The organism is Streptomyces sp. BK208 (genome assembly GCF_004364245.1).
GTDB lineage: Bacteria > Actinomycetota > Actinomycetes > Streptomycetales > Streptomycetaceae > Streptomyces.
In genome coordinates, this window is sequence record NZ_SOAV01000014.1 from 212,029 (window position 1) to 231,418 (window position 19,390).

The following is a 19,390-nucleotide window of genomic DNA, read 5'->3' on the forward strand; positions in this document are numbered from 1 at the left end:
TCATGCTCCTTGGGCATGGGGCGAGGTCTCTGCGGCCGGGCCCGAAGGCTCGGACGGGCTCGGATGAGCAGGCCGTCCTTCGGTGGCCGGTTCGGCGGCGGAGGTCCCGCCCTTGCGTGCCCGCCAGGCGGCCCGCAGCATTTCGTGCCACCGCGGGCGCTTGCGCGGCGGAACATGGTCCACACCGCCCAGCGACCACGGATTGCACCGCAGGATGCGCCAGGCGGTGAGTGCCGTGCCCTTGATGGCTCCGTGCCGGTCGATGGCCGTGTAGCCGTAGTGGGAACACGACGGGTAGTACTTGCACACCGGCCCCAGCAGCGGACTGATCGTCCACTGGTAGAGCTTGATCAGAGCCAGCAGCGGGTACTTCATCGCGCGCCCCCTCCCAGTAGCCGCGCCAGGGCGGCGTCCAGGTCTCGGGCCAGCTGTGCATGGTCGGCGTCACCCGCACCGGGCAGCGCTCGTACGACTACCAGGCTACCGGGGGGCAACAGGTCGATCCGGTCGCGCATCAGGTGACGAAGCCTGCGCTTCACCTTGTTGCGCACGACCGCGCCACCTACGGCTTTGCTCACGACGAAACCCGCACGTGTCCGGGGAGCGCTCTCCCCAGGCGCGTGCGGGTCCGTGGCACCGCTTCGAAGATGGACGACGAGAGCCGGGCGGCCTGCCCGGCGGCCCCGTCGTACCGCGGTCGCGAAGTCCTCGCGCCGCCTCAGCCGGTTCTCGGTGGGCAGCACGATGTCATGACCTGACCGGGATCAGGCGGACAGACGGGCGCGACCCTTGCTGCGGCGGGTCGCGAGAATCGCGCGGCCGGCACGGGTACGCATACGCAGCCGGAAGCCGTGGGTCTTCGCGCGGCGACGGTTGTTCGGCTGGAAGGTGCGCTTGCTCACTCGGGGGCTCCAGAAAGATTCGGGTGTTGGCGGGGTGCCGTCCTGGCTGTCACCGTGCGCCCACGAGTAGCTCGCGTTACGCCCGAGTGCACCGCTTTTCGATCACCTTGGACGTGACCTGTGCCCATCGGAGGCAGGCGGCAGCAGCCATCGACAACTCGACCTGGTTACGGTACGTGCGACTGCGCCATTCGGTCAAACCAGCGGTGACCGGGAGACACTTGTCCACAGGCTGGGGACAACAACTTGAACCCTACCCGTCGCGCTGACTACCGTGACTGGACTCCGATTCGTTCCCTTATCCCTGCCCCACCCGAGTTTCATCCCGACCCGTCCCCGAATCACACCTTCGAGGGACTCGTGAGAGAGCGTGCCCTGTGGCTGACGTACCTGCCGATCTTGCCGCAGTGTGGCCACGCGTACTGGAGCAACTCCTCGGAGACGGACGCGGGCAGGGCGTCGAGTCGAAGGACGAGCACTGGATCCGCCGCTGCCAGCCGCTCGCGCTGGTCGCCGACACCGCCCTGCTCGCCGTACCGAACGAATTTGCGAAGGGCGTACTGGAGGGCCGTCTCGCCCCCGTCGTCAGCGAGACCCTGAGCCGCGAATGCGGCCGCCCGATCCGCATCGCGATCACCGTCGACGACACCGTGGGCGAACCCTCGGGACCCGCTCCGCAGACACCCCAGACGCCGCCCTCCCGCCCCCAGCCCCGCTACGAGGAGCCCGAGCACCCCGCCCAGGGCCAGGGACAGGGCGGCCGCGAGGAGTACCGCGACGAGTACGAGGGGTACGGCCGCAACCGCGGCGACCAGCTCCCCACCGCCCGGCCCGCCTACCCGCAGGAGTACCAGCGCCCCGAGCCCGGCTCCTGGCCCCGTCCCCCGCAGCAGCAGGACGACTACGGCTGGCAGCAGCAGCGCCTCGGCTTCCCGGAACGGGACCCCTACGCCTCGCCGGCGCAGGAGCCGTACGGCCAGGAGTCCTCGCCGTACCCCCATGAGTCGCACAGCGCGTACCAGCAGGACTACCGGCCGAAGCCTCCGGAACGCCCGTCGTACGAGCCCCCGCGCGGGGACTACGACCAGCAGCGGAACGACTACGAGCAGCAGCGCGGTGACTACGACCCGCCACGCGGCGAGTACGACCAGCAGCGGGGCGACTACGACCAGCAGCGCGGGGAGTACGAGCAGCGCGGCCCCCGCCGCGAGCTGCCCGAGCCGCCGTCCGGATCCGGGCACGTCCACCGCGGCGGTCCCGTGGGTCCCGGGCCCGCCACCGGAGCGCCCGGCCCGCTGGCCGCACAGCCCGCGCCGGCCACCGGCCCCGGCGAGCCGACCGCGCGCCTGAACCCGAAGTACCTCTTCGACACCTTCGTCATCGGCGCCTCGAACCGCTTCGCCCACGCGGCGGCCGTCGCCGTCGCCGAGGCGCCCGCGAAGGCCTACAACCCCCTGTTCATCTACGGGGAGTCGGGACTGGGCAAGACCCACCTGCTGCACGCCATCGGGCACTACGCGCGCAGTCTCTACCCGGGCACCCGGGTGCGCTACGTGAGCTCGGAGGAGTTCACCAACGAGTTCATCAACTCCATCCGCGACGGCAAGGGCGACAGCTTCCGCAAGCGGTACCGCGAGATGGACATCCTGCTCGTCGACGACATCCAGTTCCTCGCGGACAAGGAGTCGACGCAGGAGGAGTTCTTCCACACCTTCAACACCCTCCACAACGCCAACAAGCAGATCGTGCTCTCCAGCGACCGGCCGCCCAAGCAGCTGGTGACGCTGGAGGACCGGCTCCGCAACCGCTTCGAGTGGGGGCTGATCACCGACGTCCAGCCGCCGGAGCTGGAGACGCGCATCGCGATCCTGCGCAAGAAGGCGGTACAGGAACAGCTCAACGCCCCGCCCGAGGTGCTGGAGTTCATCGCCTCGCGGATCTCCCGCAACATCCGCGAGCTGGAGGGGGCGCTGATCCGGGTGACGGCGTTCGCGTCGCTCAACCGGCAGCCGGTCGACCTGGGCCTGACCGAGATCGTCCTGAAGGACCTGATCCCGGGCGGCGAGGACTCGGCTCCCGAGATCACGTCCACGGCCATCATGGGCGCGACCGCCGACTACTTCGGCCTCACCGTCGAGGACCTGTGCGGCACCTCGCGCGGGCGGGCGCTGGTCACGGCCCGGCAGATCGCCATGTACCTCTGCCGCGAGCTGACGGACCTCTCGCTGCCGAAGATCGGCGCGCTGTTCGGCGGCCGGGACCACACCACGGTGATGCACGCCGACCGCAAGATCCGCAATCTGATGGCCGAGCGGCGGTCCATCTACAACCAGGTGACCGAGCTGACCAACCGCATCAAGAACGGCTGAGCAACCGCATCAGGAGCGGCCGACCGCCGCCGGCCACGAGGCGCCTCCGGACTCCCCGGGGGCGCCTTTCGCATGGCCTCGCGGGTTCACACCCGATCCCTGGCTCGTACGGCTGTCCTGGCCGATGTTCGAATACCTGCCGGGTTACGGGCTTCCTCCACAGATTCGACGGATTTTTTCCGTCCACACCTTGGGGACTGGGAAGTTGTCCCGATCCTGTCCACAGGCCAGGCTGGTGAGGGATCATCAGGGCAGGTCAGCTCCCTGTGGATTCGTGGACGAACGATCTCCACAGGCTGTGGACGAAAAAATGATCCACAGGCTGTGCACGCAGTTGTCCACGGGCAACCCACAGGCTGGAGGCGGTTGTCCCCAGTGATCCCCAGCTTCTCCACATGCCTGTCCACTGTTCGGCAACGTGACGCGCCCTGTCACCGCGTCGAGTGAAAGGCGTCACACCGGGCTGCCTGGTGGGGCTGTGGGAAACGGGGCCAAAGCTGGGGACGGCTCTGGGGAGAAGTCGCCTCTCCCTGTGCACGGTGTGTGCAGAACTTTCTGTTCTCCACAGATACGCCCGGTTGTCCACCGGCTCCGCCCACAGGACCCGTGGACAAAATTCCTGCTCTGACCTGGGCAAACGAGGTTATCCACGGTATCCACAGGCCCTACTACTACTGACGACTAGAGAGAGAGCGGAATCCGTTTCGAAGTGGGTCCTGTGCACAACTCGGCCTCTCGAGCCCGACCGCACCTCGTCGCGACTTGACCCCGAACGGCACCTACTGTCAGTGGGGTGCGTCAGACTGGTCCCCGGTGTTCTGCCCCCCACAGCGGCACACGACACCGGTCAGACGACGAAGGCGAAGCAGGGCGAGCAGCGCCGGCAACAGCAGGAGGCGGCAACAGTGAAGATCCGGGTGGAACGCGACGTACTCGCGGAGGCAGTGGCCTGGGCGGCCCGCAGCCTCCCGGCCCGTCCGCCGGCGCCGGTCCTCGCGGGCCTGCTGCTGAAGGCCGAGGAGGGGCAGCTGAGCCTGTCCAGCTTCGACTACGAGGTCTCGGCGCGGGTGTCCGTGGAGGCGGAGATCGAGGAGGAGGGCACCGTCCTCGTCTCGGGCCGTCTGCTCGCCGACATCTCCCGCGCCCTCCCCAACCGGCCGGTGGAGATTTCCACAGACGGTGTACGGGCGACGGTGGTCTGTGGATCCTCGCGGTTCACCCTGCACACCCTGCCGGTGGAGGAGTACCCGGCGCTCCCGCAGATGCCGGAGGCCACCGGCACGGTCCCCGGCGAGGTCTTCGCCTCGGCCGTGCAGCAGGTGGCGATCGCCGCGGGCCGCGACGACACGCTGCCCGTGCTGACCGGTGTGCGCATCGAGATCGAGGGCGACTCGGTGACGCTGGCGTCCACCGACCGCTACCGCTTCGCGGTCCGCGAGTTCCTGTGGAAGCCGGAGAACCCGGACATCTCCGCGGTCGCCCTGGTGCCCGCCAAGACGCTCCAGGACACCGCCAAGGCGCTGACCAGCGGTGACCAGGTGATCCTGGCGCTGTCCGGTTCGGGCGCCGGCGAGGGCCTGATCGGCTTCGAGGGCGCGGGCCGCCGGACGACGACGCGTCTGCTGGAGGGCGACCTCCCGAAGTACAAGACGCTGTTCCCGACCGAGTTCAACAGCGTCGCCGTGATCGAGACCGCTCCCTTCGTGGAGGCCGTCAAGCGCGTTGCCCTGGTCGCCGAGCGGAACACCCCGGTGCGGCTCAGCTTCGAGCAGGGCGTGCTGATCCTGGAGGCCGGCTCCAGCGACGACGCACAGGCTGTGGAGAGGGTCGACGCCCAGCTGGAGGGTGACGACATCTCGATCGCCTTCAACCCGACCTTCCTGCTGGACGGTCTGAGCGCCATCGACTCCCCGGTCGCCCAGCTGTCCTTCACGACGTCCACGAAGCCGGCGCTGCTCAGCGGCAGGCCCGCGGTGGACGCCGAGGCGGACGAGGCGTACAAGTACCTGATCATGCCGGTGCGACTGAGCGGCTGAGCCGGGCGTCCGGTGGTGGCGGAGTCGGTGGCCGTCCACAGGCTGGGGACGAATGTGCAGGTGGGGGCGTACGTCTGAGCGCGTATGCCCACAGCTGTGCGCGGCCGTCCGGGTTTAGGCTCGGCTCGGGTACGAAAGTGCCGCGGCACGCATCCGGCGGGTACGGAGGTGCCGCCTTGCCACCTCGCACACCTAAGGAACGCAACTGATGGAGCTCGGTCTCGTCGGCCTCGGCAAGATGGGCGGCAACATGCGCGAGCGGATCCGCCGCGCGGGCCACACCGTCGTCGGATACGACCGCAATCCGGACCTCGCCGACGTCCACAGCCTGGAAGAGCTTGTGGGCAAGCTCAGCGCACCGCGCGTGGTGTGGGTGATGGTCCCGGCCGGCGAGGCCACCCAGGCCACCGTCGACCGGCTCGGCGAGCTGCTGGAGCCCGGTGACGTCGTCGTGGACGGCGGCAACTCCCGCTGGACGGACGACGAGAAGCACGCCGGGGAGCTGGCCGCCAAGGGCATAGGCTTCGTGGACTGCGGCGTCTCCGGCGGCGTGTGGGGCCTGGAGAACGGCTACGCGCTGATGTACGGCGGCGACGCGGACGACGTCGCCAAGGTGCAGCCGGTCTTCGACGCCCTCAAGCCGGAGGGCGACTTCGGTGCCGTGCACGCCGGCAAGGTGGGCGCGGGCCACTTCGCGAAGATGGTCCACAACGGCATCGAGTACGCGATGATGCAGGCCTACGCCGAGGGCTGGGAGCTGCTGGAGAAGGTCGACTCCGTGGAGAACGTCCGCGAGGTCTTCCGGTCCTGGCAGGAGGGCACGGTGATCCGTTCCTGGCTGCTCGACCTGGCGGTCAACGCGCTCGACGACGACGAGCACCTGGACGGGCTCCGGGGTTATGCACAGGACTCCGGTGAGGGACGCTGGACTGTGGAGGCGGCGATCGACAACGCGGTGCCGCTGCCCGCGATCACGGCCTCCCTCTTCGCGCGGTTCGCGTCCCGCCAGGACGACTCGCCGCAGATGAAGATGATCGCCGCGCTGCGCAACCAGTTCGGCGGACACGCGGTCGAGAAGAAGTAGGCAGTACCCGAGGGCCGGGCGCCCGAGGGACGAACACCCGGAAGGTCGGCGCACGATCATGCACGTCACGCATCTGTCGCTGGCCGACTTCCGCTCGTACGCCCGGGTCGAGGTGCCCCTCGACCCGGGCGTCACCGCCTTCGTCGGCCCCAACGGGCAGGGGAAGACCAACCTCGTCGAGGCGGTCGGCTACCTGGCCACCCTCGGCAGCCACCGGGTCTCCTCGGACGCCCCCCTGGTGCGCATGGGCGCCGAGCGCGCCGTGATCCGCGCCCAGGTGAGGCAGGGCGAGCGGCAGCAGCTGATCGAGCTCGAGCTGAACCCGGGCAAGGCCAACCGCGCCCGCATCAACAGGTCCTCCCAGGTCAGACCACGTGACGTGCTCGGCATCGTGCGCACCGTGCTGTTCGCTCCCGAGGACCTCGCGCTGGTGAAGGGCGACCCCGGTGAGCGGCGCCGCTTCCTGGACGAGCTGATCACCGCCCGCTCCCCGCGGATGGCCGGGGTGCGCTCCGACTACGACCGGGTGCTCAAGCAGCGCAACACCCTGCTGAAGTCGGCCGCGCTCGCCCGCCGGCACGGCGGCCGGACGATGGACCTGTCCACGCTCGACGTCTGGGACCAGCACCTCGCGCGCGCGGGCGCCGAGCTGCTCGCCCAGCGCCTGGACCTGATCGCGGCCGTGCAGCCGCTGGCCGACAAGGCGTACGAGCAGCTGGCCCCGGGCGGTGGCCCCGTGGCCCTGGAGTACAAGCCGTCGGCGCCCGGTGAGGCGCACCGGCGTGAGGACCTGTACGAGCAGCTGATGGCGGCGCTCGCCGAGGCGCGCAAGCAGGAGATCGAGCGGGGCGTCACCCTGGTGGGCCCGCACCGGGACGACCTGCTGCTCAAGCTCGGCTCGCTGCCCGCCAAGGGGTACGCCTCGCACGGCGAGTCCTGGTCGTACGCGCTGGCGCTGCGGCTGGCCTCGTTCGACCTGCTGCGGGCGGAGGGCAACGAGCCGGTGCTGGTCCTGGACGACGTCTTCGCCGAGCTGGACGCGCGGCGCCGGGAGCGGCTGGCCGAACTGGTGGCGCCCGGTGAGCAGGTGCTGGTGACGGCCGCCGTCGACGACGACGTGCCGCACGTGCTGGCGGGGGCGCGGTACGCGGTCGCGGAGGGCGCGGTGGAGCGCGTATGAGCGCCGAAGGGCCGGCCACCGGGGGTCCTTCGGGCGATCGCGACAAGGACCACGACGGGAACCGCGGGAAGAGCGGCCCGGAGCCGTCCGGCGTCGACCTCGCGCGCGTGGCCCTCAGGGCGGCGCGGGAGGCGGCACGCGCGCGGGGGGACGCGGCCCAGCAGAAGAAGCAGGCGCGTCGCGGGGGCCTGCGCTCCGGGGCGCGGGCCGACGGCCGCGATCCCATGGCGCTGGGCTCGGCGATCAACCGGCTGATCACCGAGCGAGGCTGGGAGACCCCGGCCGCGGTGGGCGGGGTGATGGGCCGCTGGCCGGAGATCGTCGGCGAGGACGTGGCGAAGCACTGCGTACCGGAGCGGTACGACGAGGACGAGCGGGTGCTGGTCGTGCGCTGCGACTCGACGGCCTGGGCGACGAACCTGCGGTTGCTCGCCCCGACGCTGGTGGCCCGTCTCAACGAGGACCTGGGGCACGGGTCGGTTCGGATGATCAAGGTTCTCGGACCCGGCGGCCCGGCCGGTCAGGGGCGGCGCTACGGGCCGCTGCGGGCGCCCGGCAGCCAGGGCCCGGGTGACACCTACGGGTGACCGGCGGACGGTCTGGCAGCCCGTCAGGCATGCGTGATGTACCTCACAAAAATCGGTGCCGACGGTCGGCGTGAACCGTTGGCGCACGCTGCGGCGCGCCCCCGGAAGCGGGCGCGCCGCGGGTTCTGACTGCCAAGTAGCAAAGGGTTGACGCCTCGAAGCGCTGAGTGCCGTTGTGAGCCTCTTGAAGCCCCCTTCCGTATATCGGGAGTCGGGCAAGGCTCGTTCAGGGCGGCACATGCGGACTCAGGTACCGGCAAACCCCCATCAGTGTCAGTGGTACCGGTAGAATGAGAGAGAATCCCGCCCCGAACGTGGGGACCGTCCGGGACTAGCTGAGCAACGCTGATCAAGGCTTACCAACGCAACATGCCGCAGCCGCTCCGGCAACCTGCCGACGAGCCCGGCTCGTGCTGTGCCAGAAAGGGCGCTTCGTGGCCGATTCCGGCAACCCCAACGAGAACAACCCGTCCACCGACACCGGCGTGAACGACGCGGTGAGCACCTCGCCCGGCGAGGCTCCCACCTCGTACGACGCCAGTGCCATCACCGTCCTCGAGGGTCTGGACGCGGTCCGCAAGCGACCCGGTATGTACATCGGCTCGACCGGTGAACGAGGCCTGCACCACCTGGTGCAGGAGGTCGTGGACAACTCCGTCGACGAGGCGCTGGCCGGCCACGCGGACACGATCGACGTCACGATCCTCGCCGACGGCGGTGTCCGGGTCGTCGACAACGGCCGTGGCATCCCGGTGGGCATCGTCCCCTCCGAGGGGAAGCCCGCCGTCGAGGTCGTGCTGACCGTGCTGCACGCGGGCGGCAAGTTCGGCGGCGGCGGCTACGCGGTCTCCGGTGGTCTGCACGGTGTGGGTGTCTCCGTCGTCAACGCCCTTTCCACGAGGGTCGCGGTGGAGGTCAAGACGGACGGCCACCGCTGGACGCAGGAGTACAAGCTGGGCGTCCCCACGGCGCCGCTCGCCCGGCACGAGGCCACCGAGGAGACCGGCACCTCGGTCACCTTCTGGGCCGACGGCGACATCTTCGAGACCACCGACTACTCCTTCGAGACGCTCTCCCGGCGCTTCCAGGAGATGGCCTTCCTCAACAAGGGCCTGCGGATCAACCTCACCGACGAGCGCGAGTCGGCGAAGGCCACGGCCGGCGCGGACGAGGCGGGCGAGGACGAGAAGCACGAGGTCAAGAGCGTCTCGTACCACTACGAGGGCGGCATCGTCGACTTCGTGAAGTACCTCAACTCCCGCAAGGGAGAGCTGGTGCACCCCACCGTGATCGACCTCGAGGCCGAGGACAAGGACAAGAACCTGTCCCTCGAGGTCGCCATGCAGTGGAACGGCGGCTACACCGAGGGCGTGTACTCGTTCGCCAACATCATCCACACGCACGAGGGCGGCACGCACGAGGAGGGCTTCCGCGCGGCGCTCACCTCACTGATCAACAAGTACGCGCGCGACAAGAAGCTGCTGCGCGAGAAGGACGACAACCTCACGGGTGACGACATCCGCGAGGGTCTGACCGCGATCATCTCGGTGAAGCTGAGCGAGCCGCAGTTCGAGGGCCAGACCAAGACGAAGCTGGGCAACACCGAGGTGAAGACCTTCGTCCAGAAGGTCGTCTACGAGCACCTGACCGACTGGCTCGACCGCAATCCGAACGAGGCCGCGGACATCATCCGCAAGGGCATCCAGGCGGCCCACGCGCGCGTGGCGGCCCGCAAGGCCCGTGACCTGACCCGGCGCAAGGGCCTGCTGGAGTCGGCCTCGCTGCCGGGCAAGCTGTCGGACTGCCAGTCGAACGACCCGACCAAGTGCGAGATCTTCATCGTTGAGGGTGACTCCGCCGGCGGTTCGGCCAAGTCCGGCCGCAACCCGCAGTACCAGGCGATCCTCCCGATCCGGGGCAAGATCCTCAACGTCGAGAAGGCGCGCATCGACCGGATCCTGCAGAACCAGGAGATCCAGGCGATGATCTCCGCGTTCGGCACCGGTGTGCACGAGGACTTCGACATCGAGAAGCTCCGCTATCACAAGATCATCCTGATGGCGGACGCCGACGTCGACGGCCAGCACATCAACACCCTGCTGCTGACCTTCCTGTTCCGCTTCATGCGGCCGCTGGTGGAGTCCGGCCACGTGTACCTCTCCCGTCCGCCGCTGTACAAGATCAAGTGGGGCCGGGACGACTTCGAGTACGCGTACTCCGACCGCGAGCGCGACGCGCTGATCGAGATGGGCCGCAACGCCGGCAAGCGCATCCGCGAGGACTCGGTCCAGCGCTTCAAGGGTCTCGGCGAGATGAACGCCGAGGAGCTGCGCATCACGACCATGGACCAGGAGCACCGCGTGCTCGGCCAGGTCACGCTCGACGACGCCGCGCAGGCCGACGACCTGTTCTCGGTGCTGATGGGCGAGGACGTCGAGGCCCGGCGCGCGTTCATCCAGCGCAACGCCAAGGACGTCCGCTTCCTCGACATCTGAGTCGGTCTCAGCTGACCGCACCAGGAAGGATCTTCACCAGCAATGACCGACGAGAACACTCCTGTGACGGCGTCCGAGGACGACGCCCTGGCGATGCGTGTCGAGCCCGTCGGGCTCGAGACGGAGATGCAGCGCTCGTACCTCGACTACGCGATGTCCGTCATCGTCTCGCGCGCGCTGCCCGACGTCCGCGACGGCCTCAAGCCCGTGCACCGGCGCGTGCTGTACGCCATGTACGACGGCGGCTACCGCCCCGAGCGCGGCTTCTACAAGTGCGCCCGCGTCGTCGGCGACGTCATGGGCAACTACCACCCGCACGGCGACAGCTCCATCTACGACGCCCTGGTCCGCCTCGCCCAGCCCTGGTCGATGCGCATGCCGCTCGTCGACTCCAACGGCAACTTCGGTTCGCCGGGCAACGACCCGGCGGCGGCCATGCGCTACACCGAGTGCAAGATGGCGCCGCTGTCGATGGAGATGGTCCGCGACATCGACGAGGAGACCGTCGACTTCACGGACAACTACGACGGCCGCTCCCAGGAGCCGACCGTCCTGCCCGCCCGCTTCCCGAACCTGCTGATCAACGGCTCGGCGGGCATCGCGGTCGGCATGGCGACCAACATCCCGCCGCACAACCTGCGCGAGGTCGCGGCCGGCGCCCAGTGGTACCTGGAGAACTACGAGGCCTCGCACGAGGAGCTGCTCGACGCGCTCATCGAGCGCATTAAGGGCCCCGACTTCCCGACCGGCGCCCTGGTGGTGGGCCGCAAGGGCATCGAGGAGGCGTACCGCACCGGGCGCGGCTCGATCACCATGCGCGCGGTCGTCGAGGTCGAGGAGATCCAGAACCGCCAGTGCCTGGTGGTCACGGAGCTGCCCTACCAGGTCAACCCGGACAACCTGGCGCAGAAGATCGCCGACCTGGTGAAGGACGGCAAGATCGGCGGAATCGCCGACGTCCGCGACGAGACGTCGTCCCGCACCGGCCAGCGCCTGGTGATCGTCCTCAAGCGGGACGCGGTCGCCAAGGTCGTCCTGAACAACCTGTACAAGCACACCGACCTGCAGACCAACTTCGGCGCCAACATGCTGGCCCTGGTCGACGGCGTGCCGCGCACCCTGTCCCTGGACGCGTTCATCCGCCACTGGGTGAACCACCAGATCGAGGTCATCGTCCGCCGTACGCGCTTCCGGCTGCGCAAGGCCGAGGAGCGGGCGCACATCCTGCGCGGTCTGCTCAAGGCGCTGGACGCCATCGACGAGGTCATCGCGCTGATCCGGCGCAGCGAGACCGTCGAGATCGCGCGCGGGGGCCTGATGGACCTCCTGGAGATCGACGAGATCCAGGCCAACGCGATCCTGGAGATGCAGCTGCGCCGCCTCGCGGCCCTGGAGCGCCAGAAGATCGTCCGGGAGCACGACGACCTGCAGGCGAAGATCAACGAGTACAACGGGATCCTCGCCTCCCCGGTCCGTCAGCGCGGGATCGTCAGCGAGGAGCTGACCGCGATCGTCGAGAAGTACGGCGACGACCGCAAGACGAAGCTGATCCCCTACGAGGGCGACATGTCCATCGAGGACCTGATCGCCGAGGAGGACATCGTCGTCACGGTCACGCGGGGCGGCTACATCAAGCGCACCAAGACCGATGACTACCGGGCGCAGAAGCGCGGCGGCAAGGGCGTGCGCGGCGCGAAGCTCAAGGAAGACGACATCGTCAACCACTTCTTCGTGTCCACCACGCACCACTGGCTGCTGTTCTTCACCAACAAGGGCCGGGTCTACCGGGCCAAGGCCTACGAGCTGCCGGACGCCGGCCGGGACGCGCGCGGCCAGCACGTGGCGAACCTGCTGGCCTTCCAGCCGGACGAGACGATCGCCCAGATCCGCGCGATCCGCGACTACGAGGCGGTTCCCTACCTGGTCCTGGCCACCAAGGCCGGCCTGGTGAAGAAGACGCCGCTGAAGGACTACGACTCGCCGCGTTCGGGCGGTGTCATCGCCATCAACCTGCGGGAGCAGGCGGACGGCAGCGACGACGAGCTGATCGGGGCCGAACTCGTCTCGGCCGAGGACGATCTGCTGCTGATCAGCAAGAAGGCGCAGTCGATCAGGTTCACGGCGTCGGACGACACGCTGCGTCCGATGGGACGTGCCACCTCGGGCGTCAAGGGCATGAGTTTCCGCGAAGGGGACGAGCTGCTCTCGATGAATGTTGTTCGAGCCGGTACGTTCGTGTTCACTGCCACCGACGGCGGTTACGCGAAGCGGACCTCCGTCGACGAGTACCGCGTCCAGGGTCGCGGTGGCCTCGGCATCAAGGCCGCCAAGATCGTCGAGGACCGCGGGTCGCTCGTGGGTGCGCTGGTGGTCGAGGAGCACGACGAGATCCTCGCCATCACGCTCTCGGGCGGTGTGATTCGTACGCGAGTCAACGGGGTCAGGGAGACCGGCCGTGACACCATGGGCGTTCAACTGATCAACCTGGGCAAGCGCGATGCCGTCGTCGGCATCGCACGCAACGCCGAGGCGGGACGCGAGGCGGAGGAGGTCGACGGCGACGTGGCCGTCGACGAGACCGCCGAGGGTGCCGCGACCAGCGGCACGGACGAGGGTGAGGCGCCCTCGGCCGAGTAGCACGAGGAGAGAGTCATCGTGAGCGGAGCCACGGGCGCCGGATCGGCCGGTACCCCTTCGGGTACGGAAACGGGCGGCGGCGGCCGTGGCTCCGCCGCGCGTGCGACGGATTCGCACACGACTCAGCTGCGCAGGATCGACGACGGAGCGACCGACTCGCACTCGGGGAGCTCGTCCACAACGCATGGATCCCAGGGGGGAACTGTGACGGACACCCGAGGCCAGCAGACGCAGGCGGCGGCCTCGCCGCTGCCGGGGGAACGGCGGCCCCAGCAGCCCGGCGGGCCCTACCACCCGCCGCAGGCCTACCAGGCCCAGGGCGGCACCGCGGCCGCCGTCCGCCGCCCGCGCACCGGCGCCCGCACCACTCCCCGGGTGCGCAAGGCGCGCCTGCGGGTGTCGAAGGCCGACCCGTGGTCGGTGATGAAGGTCAGCTTCCTGCTCTCCATCGCGCTCGGCATCTGCACCATCGTGGCCTCCGCCGTGCTGTGGATGGTCATGGACGCCATGGGGGTCTTCTCGACCGTCGGCGGCACGATCTCCGAGGCCACCGGCTCCAACGAGTCCAACGGCTTCGACCTGCAGTCCTTCCTGTCGCTGCCCAACGTGCTGATGTTCACGACGATCATCGCGGTCATCGACGTCGTCCTCGCGACGGCCCTGGCGACGCTCGGCGCGTTCATCTACAACCTGTCCGCCGGCTTCGTCGGCGGCGTGGAGCTGACGCTCGCCGAGGACGAGTGATCCGCGGGGCGTCCGCGCTCCCGGACCGCGCGCCAACCGATTTTGGGACTGCCCGCCTCGTGCGCTAATCTTCAGGGGTCAGCGCGCGGGACATACACCGCAGAGCGCGGCGGGGCTATAGCTCAGTTGGTTAGAGCGCATCCCTGATAAGGATGAGGCCACAGGTTCAAATCCTGTTAGCCCCACCAGCACGAAGACCCCCAGCCGGTACGGCTGGGGGTCTTCGGCGTCCGCGGTCCGGTCCGCTTCGCTCATGTGTGGGCGAGCCGGGCCATGCCCCACAGGATGATCAGGTCGAGCGCCATCACGCTGATCGACCACAGGGGGTAGTAGGGGATGAACATGAACTGGGTCACCAGGCTGATCGCGGCGGTCGTCACCGCGGCCGCGCGGCCCCAGGACATGGTCCGCAGCACTCCCGCGCCGACGACGACCAGCGCGACGCCGACGACCAGGTGGATCCAGCCCCAGCTGGTGAGGTCGAACCGGTACTCGTAGTGTCGCGGGGCGACGAACAGGCGGTCCGTGGCGATGCCCGCGATGCCTTGCAGGATGCTCAGGACTCCGCTGACGAGGAGCGGCACACCGAAGTACCTCAGCGGTCCGGCCGGCCCGCCGTCGTTCCGGCCGCCCCCGGTCTCCCGCCGTGCTCCCTGCGGCATGTCCGCCATGGCCTGTCGCCCCTTCGTCCTGGCGCGGTCGTCACTCCACCTCGCGGCGCGACGGAGGCGAGCGCGTCCGTCACGGTCACAGCGTCACCCCGGAGTCGTGGCGCGGCGACCGCACCGGGGCATACGGGTCTGCCCGCCTCGGAAGGAGGCCCGGGGGCGAGGGTGCGAAAAAACCCGACCGCTGGCGACGGGGGATGCGCCAGCGGTCGGGCTGTGGCCAAGGCTAACAAGCCCGGGCGCCCGGTGGGTGCCGACTGGTCGGTCGGGCGCGAGTGATGTGACGCGGATCACGTTCGGCCGGAGTGGTCAGTGGTCGCACGGTGACTCGTAGTCCAGGCGCGGCAGATACTCGTGCCACTTCTCCTCGGTCAGCACGCCCCGGGTGGCGGAGCAGATGCGGTCGATGGCGTCGTCCACGCCGAGGCTCCACAGGCGGACGGTGTCCGTGCCGCTGGAGACCCCGAGCATGCGCCGTACGGGGCTGAAGGAGAGGAAGCTGCCGGTCTTCGCGTTGGGACTCATCGCCTGGCCGACGGGGGTGGCCTCGGCGGGGCCGGTGACGTGCCACAGGCGGACCGTGTTGTCGTTGGCGCCGCTGGCCAGGGTGGAGCCGTCCTGGCCGAACGTCAGCGACGTCACCGAGTCGGTGTGCCCGGCGAGCGTGGTCGCGGCCCCGGACGTCCCGCCGGGCTCGGTGACGTTCCACAGCCGGACGGTGCCGTCGTCGCTGCCGCTGGCCAGGGTGCGGCCGTCGGGGCTGTAGGCGAGGACGTTGACCGGCCCGAGGTGCCCGGTGCGGGGCGCGCCGAGCCGGGTGGCGTGCGCCGGGTCGGTGACGTCCCAGAGGCGTACGGCGTCGTCCGCGCCGCCGCTGGCGAGGGTGCGGCCGTCCGGGCTGAAGGCGAGGGTGTTGACGTAGCCCGTGTGGCCGGTGAGCGGCCGGCCCAGGCGGCGCGGGCTGGAGGGGTCGTCGGTGTTCCACAACTGGACGGTGCGGTCGTCGTACGCCGTGGCCAGGGTGCGGCCGTCGGGGCTGAACGCCAGGGTGTCGGGGCCCGCGTAGCGGGTGTTCAGCGCCACCGGCGGTCCGTGGGCGGTGGGCCGGGCCGGGTCCGTGACGTCCCACAACCGCAGCGCGTCCGCCTCGAGAACCGCGAGTGTGCCGCCGTCCGGCGAGAACACCAGCGAGCGGAGGTCGCTCTCCCCCGGGCCCCCCGGCGCGAAGGGGGCGCTCAGCGACACCGGCCGGGCGGGGTCCGTCACGTTCCACAGCCGGACCCTGCCGTCGCGGGCCGCCGTGGCCAGGACGTGTCCGTCCGGGCGGAAGGCGCCGATGCGGCCGATCACGTCCGACGTCGGCAGCGACCACAGGCGGACCTTGCTGTCGCCGCTGCCGGTGGCGAGGGTGTGGCCGTCGGGGCTGAAGCCCAGGGCGTACATCTCCCCGCTGCCCCCGGCGAGGGGCACGCCGACCTGGGAGGGGTACGAGGGGTCGCTGACGTTCCACAGGCTCGCCGTGCTGTCCGCGCTGCTCACGGCGAGCATGGACCCGTCGGGACTGAAGGCCACCGCCCAGACGGGACCGGTGTGGCCGGTGAGCGGGGCGCCGACGGATTTCGCCCGGGCGGGGTCGGTGACGTCCCAGAGCCGGACGGTGTCGTCCGCGCTGCCGCTGGCGAGGGTGCGGCCGTCGGGGCTGAAGGCCACGGAGTGCACCAGGCCGCTGTGGCCGGTGAGCGGTTCACCGACGGCGGTCGGCCGCACGGGGTCGGTGACGTCCCAGAGCCGGACCTTGTCGTCGTCGCCGCCGGCCGCGAGCGTGTGTCCGTCGGGGCTGAAGGCGACCGAGCGCACCGCGGCGGTGGAGCCGGTCAGGGTGTCGAGCGCCTTGGGGGCGCGCGGGTCGGCCACGTCCCACAGGCGCACGGCGTGGTCGTCGTGGGCGGAGGCGAGGGTGTGGCCGTCCGGGCTGAAGGCGAGCAGGTAGACGGTGCCGTCGTGGCCGGCCAGGGGAGCGCCGAGCGGGCGCGGACGGCTGGGGTCGCGTACGTCCCACAGCCGGATCGTGCCGTCGTCCGAGGCGCTGGCCAGGGTGCGGCCGTCCGGACTGAAGACCGCGGTGCTCACCCAGCTGGTGTGTCCGGTGAGCGGTTTGCCGAGCGGCTGGGGGCGGCCGGGCTCCGAGACGTCCCACAGCCGGACGGTCCGGTCGTAGCTGGCAGTCGCCAGGATGCGTCCGTCCGGGCTGAAGGAGGTGAGGTAGACGGCGCCGGTGTGCCCGAGCAGCGGGGTGGCCAGGGGCGCGTTCACGATCGAGATCAGGCGGTTCCTGACGTTCTCGTCGTCCGGGCGCAGGCGGTGGGCCGCCAGGTCCAGCTGGGCGGAGAGCGACGGGTCCGTGTCCTGGACCCGGTCCGCCTCGGCGACCACCTGCTCGAACACGGCGTCGTTGCGCTGCTGCCAGGCGAGCACCGCCGAGCCGACGGCCACGAGGGAGAGGACGACCAGCGCCGCCACCGCGGCCCGCCTGATCATGACGGTGCGCCTGCGCAGCCTGACCGCGGCGGCCAGGAACTCCACCGCACCGCGGGTCAGGAAGGTGTCGTCGGCCGACTTCGCCCAGCCGCTCGCCTGCTCCAGCCGGGAGCCCCGGTAGAGCAGCGCGGAGTCGCGGTCCGACTCCTCCCAGGCCAGGCCGTCCTCCTCCAGCCGCTGACGGAGCAGGTTCCCGGCGCGGTCCTCGTCGATCCAGTCGCGCAACCGGGGCCAGGCGTGCAGCAGGGCCTCGTGGGTGATCTCCACGGTGTCCGCGTCTAGGGTCACCAGCCGGGCCCGCACCAGCGCTTCGAGGGACTCCTCCGTCTTGCCGGGGTCGCCGGACTCCTCGGCCAGTCGGCGCCGGGTGCTGCGTCTGCGGGTGGCCTGGGTGTCCTCGCTCAGCCGGACCAGCCTGAGCAGCAGCAGTCTCGCGGCCGTGCGGGCCGCCGGGTCCAGCCGGGACCAGGCACGCTCGGCGGTCGCGGCCACCGCGCCCTGGATGCCGCCGGCCGCGCGGTACCCGGCCAGGGTCAGCCGGCCCGCCTTGCGTCGCTGCCAGGTGGCGAGCAGGGCGTGGGAGAGGAGGGGCAGTACGCCCGCGTCGTGGGCGCCCTGCGGGCCGTCGCTGCTCACCTCGCGGATGATCAGCTCGGCGAGTCCCGGTTCGAGTTCCATGCCGACGGCCCTGGCGGGGGCGATCACCGCCTCGCGCAGTTCGGCGGTGGTGAGGGGGCCGAGCACCATGTGCCGGTGCTGGAGCGCGTCGGCCAGCTCGGGATAGCGCAGGCAGCGGTCGTAGAAGTCGGCGCGGACGCCCAGGGCGACGAGCACCGGTGCCGGCTTCCCGGCGGCTCCGGGCACGCAGGCGGCCTGCAGCAGCCGGATGAACACCCGCCGGTCCGCGTCGTCGGGGCAGAGCGTGAAGAGCTCCTCGAACTGGTCCACGATGACGACGGGGCGGGCGGGGGGCGCGGTCGGCGGAGTCCCGTCCCGGCGGTGCCCGTCCTGCGCGTCCGGCCTGTCCGGCCTGTCCGGCCTGTCAGGCCTGTCCTGTGCGTCCGGCCTGTCCGGCGCGTCCGGCGCATCCCGCGAAGGCGTGTCCTGCCCCCCGGTGCCGTCGGCGGACGCCGCCCACGCCGCGAAGGCCGCCCTGACGGCGTCCTCGGCGCGCGGGACGTCCGTGGCCGGGGACCCGGGGGCGCCCGGCTCCGGGGCCGCCGTCTTCCGTGCCGCCGTGCGCCTCATGGCGTCGACGACGGGCGCGAGCGCCGGTATCAGCCGGGTCAGTTCCCCGAGCGGGTCGGCACCGGGGACGAGTTGCAGCACCCGCCTGAGCGATCCGTCCCCGGGGTCCGGCGCCTCGGCGCGCAGGGCGGGCACCAGGCCGGCGTTCAGCAGTGAGGACTTCCCCGCTCCCGAGGCGCCCACGAGCATGACCAGGCCGCCCGTGTCCCGGGCCGCGTGGAGCTGGGCGACGAGAGCGCGGGTGCTCCGCTCCCGCCCGAAGAACCAGCCGGCGTCCTGCCGGCGGTAGGCGGCCAGTCCCCGGTAGGGGCAGACCCCGCCGGGGGCGCCCGGGGTCTCGGCGGCCGGCTGTTCCTCGACCGCGGGCGGCGCGGGGCGTTCACCGGTCGGGTCCGCCAGCGCCCGCTCCCACAGGCGCTGCCACTGGGTCAGGTCGTACAGGCCGGCGGAGACGGGGACGGGCCGCGCGCGTCGCGCCTGCGGTATGAGGACGTGCAGGACGGCCGCGAGGGCGGGGAACTGGGCGGGCACGTTCTTGGCCCGGCGCCAGTCGCTGATCCGCTGGGCGGAGACGCGTACCGGCCGCCCTCGTTCGTCGACCCGCTGGAGCCGGACGACAGCCTCGGACACGCGCTTGAGGGGAGGATTTCCCGCCTCCGTGTACAGCAGTGCGAGGCGTTCTGCGAAGGCCGTGCGTGCCCCTGAGTCGAAACTCAAGGTGTCCACTCCTTACTTCCCCCACACCTGGACGTCCGGACCGGAAAACTCACTCTATACGTCTGACCTGCGGCTACATCGGTTCCGTAGGTCCGGAACCTCCCCTGCGCCGACCACGGATGGCAGGATCGCGTCGCAGTGGCGAAGCGTCCCCGCGGTACCCGGACAGGTCAGCGGCTCAGTAC

13 protein-coding genes and 1 tRNA gene are annotated in these 19,390 nt (G+C 70.5%); 9 read left to right on the forward strand and 5 right to left on the reverse strand.

Translation table 11 applies throughout. The annotated features are described in order from the left end of the window. The 3 genes from yidD to rpmH are packed head-to-tail and all read right to left on the reverse strand — an operon-like array spanning position 1 to position 902. A complete protein-coding gene (gene yidD, locus EV562_RS30110) occupies positions 1–375 on the reverse strand; it encodes a membrane protein insertion efficiency factor YidD (RefSeq protein ID WP_133890009.1) in 375 nt (124 codons plus the stop codon). After that, the gene (rnpA, locus tag EV562_RS30115; RefSeq protein WP_037922188.1) at positions 372–743 is read right to left on the reverse strand and encodes a ribonuclease P protein component; all 372 of its coding nucleotides are present in this window, start codon (positions 741–743) and stop codon (positions 372–374) included. Before rnpA ends, yidD begins: the two co-directional genes overlap by 4 nt. 21 nt (positions 744–764) lie before the next feature. Next, complete coding sequence (rpmH, locus tag EV562_RS30120; RefSeq protein WP_003975051.1) at positions 765–902, reverse strand: 50S ribosomal protein L34; 138 nt, start codon at positions 900–902, stop codon at positions 765–767. Positions 903–1,279: 377 nt separating this feature from the next. Between rpmH and dnaA the strand changes: the two genes are divergently transcribed. The 9 genes from dnaA to EV562_RS30170 all read left to right on the forward strand — a co-directional run bounded on the left by dnaA (position 1,280) and on the right by EV562_RS30170 (position 14,222). Next, positions 1,280–3,271 (forward strand): chromosomal replication initiator protein DnaA, encoded by a 1,992-nt coding sequence (gene dnaA, locus EV562_RS30125; protein ID WP_133890010.1) that lies wholly within the window; start codon positions 1,280–1,282, stop codon positions 3,269–3,271. A gap of 905 nt (positions 3,272–4,176) precedes the next feature. Next, a complete protein-coding gene (gene dnaN / locus EV562_RS30135) occupies positions 4,177–5,307 on the forward strand; it encodes a DNA polymerase III subunit beta (protein WP_003975054.1) in 1,131 nt (376 codons plus the stop codon). Positions 5,308–5,515: 208 nt separating this feature from the next. Next, complete coding sequence (gnd, locus tag EV562_RS30140) at positions 5,516–6,391, forward strand: phosphogluconate dehydrogenase (NAD(+)-dependent, decarboxylating) (protein ID WP_133890011.1); 876 nt, start codon at positions 5,516–5,518, stop codon at positions 6,389–6,391. A 58-nt stretch (positions 6,392–6,449) separates the two neighbouring features. Then, positions 6,450–7,571 carry a DNA replication/repair protein RecF gene (gene recF, locus EV562_RS30145; protein ID WP_133890012.1) on the forward strand — a complete coding sequence of 374 codons (1,122 nt, stop codon included), beginning with the start codon at positions 6,450–6,452 and terminating at the stop codon, positions 7,569–7,571. Continuing rightward, positions 7,568–8,158: a DUF721 domain-containing protein gene (locus EV562_RS30150; RefSeq protein ID WP_133890013.1), complete on the forward strand. Its 591-nt coding sequence runs from the start codon at positions 7,568–7,570 to the stop codon at positions 8,156–8,158. The genes recF and EV562_RS30150 overlap by 4 nt, the downstream gene beginning before the upstream one ends. Before the next feature lie 434 nt (positions 8,159–8,592). Further along, positions 8,593–10,653, forward strand: a complete 2,061-nt coding sequence (gyrB, locus tag EV562_RS30155; protein WP_208298453.1) for a DNA topoisomerase (ATP-hydrolyzing) subunit B — start codon at positions 8,593–8,595, stop codon at positions 10,651–10,653. Positions 10,654–10,695: 42 nt separating this feature from the next. Continuing rightward, positions 10,696–13,290 (forward strand): DNA gyrase subunit A, encoded by a 2,595-nt coding sequence (gene gyrA / locus EV562_RS30160; RefSeq protein ID WP_133890015.1) that lies wholly within the window; start codon positions 10,696–10,698, stop codon positions 13,288–13,290. Positions 13,291–13,308: 18 nt separating this feature from the next. Then, a complete protein-coding gene (locus EV562_RS30165; RefSeq protein WP_166662066.1) occupies positions 13,309–14,034 on the forward strand; it encodes a DUF3566 domain-containing protein in 726 nt (241 codons plus the stop codon). Between the two features lie 111 nt (positions 14,035–14,145). Next, positions 14,146–14,222, forward strand: a tRNA-Ile gene (locus EV562_RS30170). 63 nt (positions 14,223–14,285) lie between these two features. On the opposite strand, the gene EV562_RS30175 is transcribed toward EV562_RS30170, so the two are convergent. Next, positions 14,286–14,705: a hypothetical protein gene (locus EV562_RS30175; RefSeq protein ID WP_133890017.1), complete on the reverse strand. Its 420-nt coding sequence runs from the start codon at positions 14,703–14,705 to the stop codon at positions 14,286–14,288. A 306-nt stretch (positions 14,706–15,011) separates the two neighbouring features. Further along, a complete protein-coding gene (locus EV562_RS30180) occupies positions 15,012–19,214 on the reverse strand; it encodes a hypothetical protein (RefSeq protein WP_133890018.1) in 4,203 nt (1,400 codons plus the stop codon). Positions 19,215–19,390: the final 176 nt, after the last annotated feature.

Excerpts from the sequence above, each read along its gene's own strand:
- gnd (WP_133890011.1), top strand. The coding sequence starts at position 5,516 with ATGGAGCTCGGTCTCGTCGGCCTCGGCAAGATGGGCGGCAACATGCGC.
- yidD (WP_133890009.1), bottom strand. The coding sequence starts at position 375 with ATGAAGTACCCGCTGCTGGCTCTGATCAAGCTCTACCAGTGGACGATC.
- recF (WP_133890012.1), top strand. The coding sequence starts at position 6,450 with ATGCACGTCACGCATCTGTCGCTGGCCGACTTCCGCTCGTACGCCCGG.
- EV562_RS30150 (WP_133890013.1), top strand. The coding sequence starts at position 7,568 with ATGAGCGCCGAAGGGCCGGCCACCGGGGGTCCTTCGGGCGATCGCGAC.
- EV562_RS30175 (WP_133890017.1), bottom strand. The coding sequence starts at position 14,705 with ATGGCGGACATGCCGCAGGGAGCACGGCGGGAGACCGGGGGCGGCCGG.
- gyrA (WP_133890015.1), top strand. The coding sequence starts at position 10,696 with ATGACCGACGAGAACACTCCTGTGACGGCGTCCGAGGACGACGCCCTG.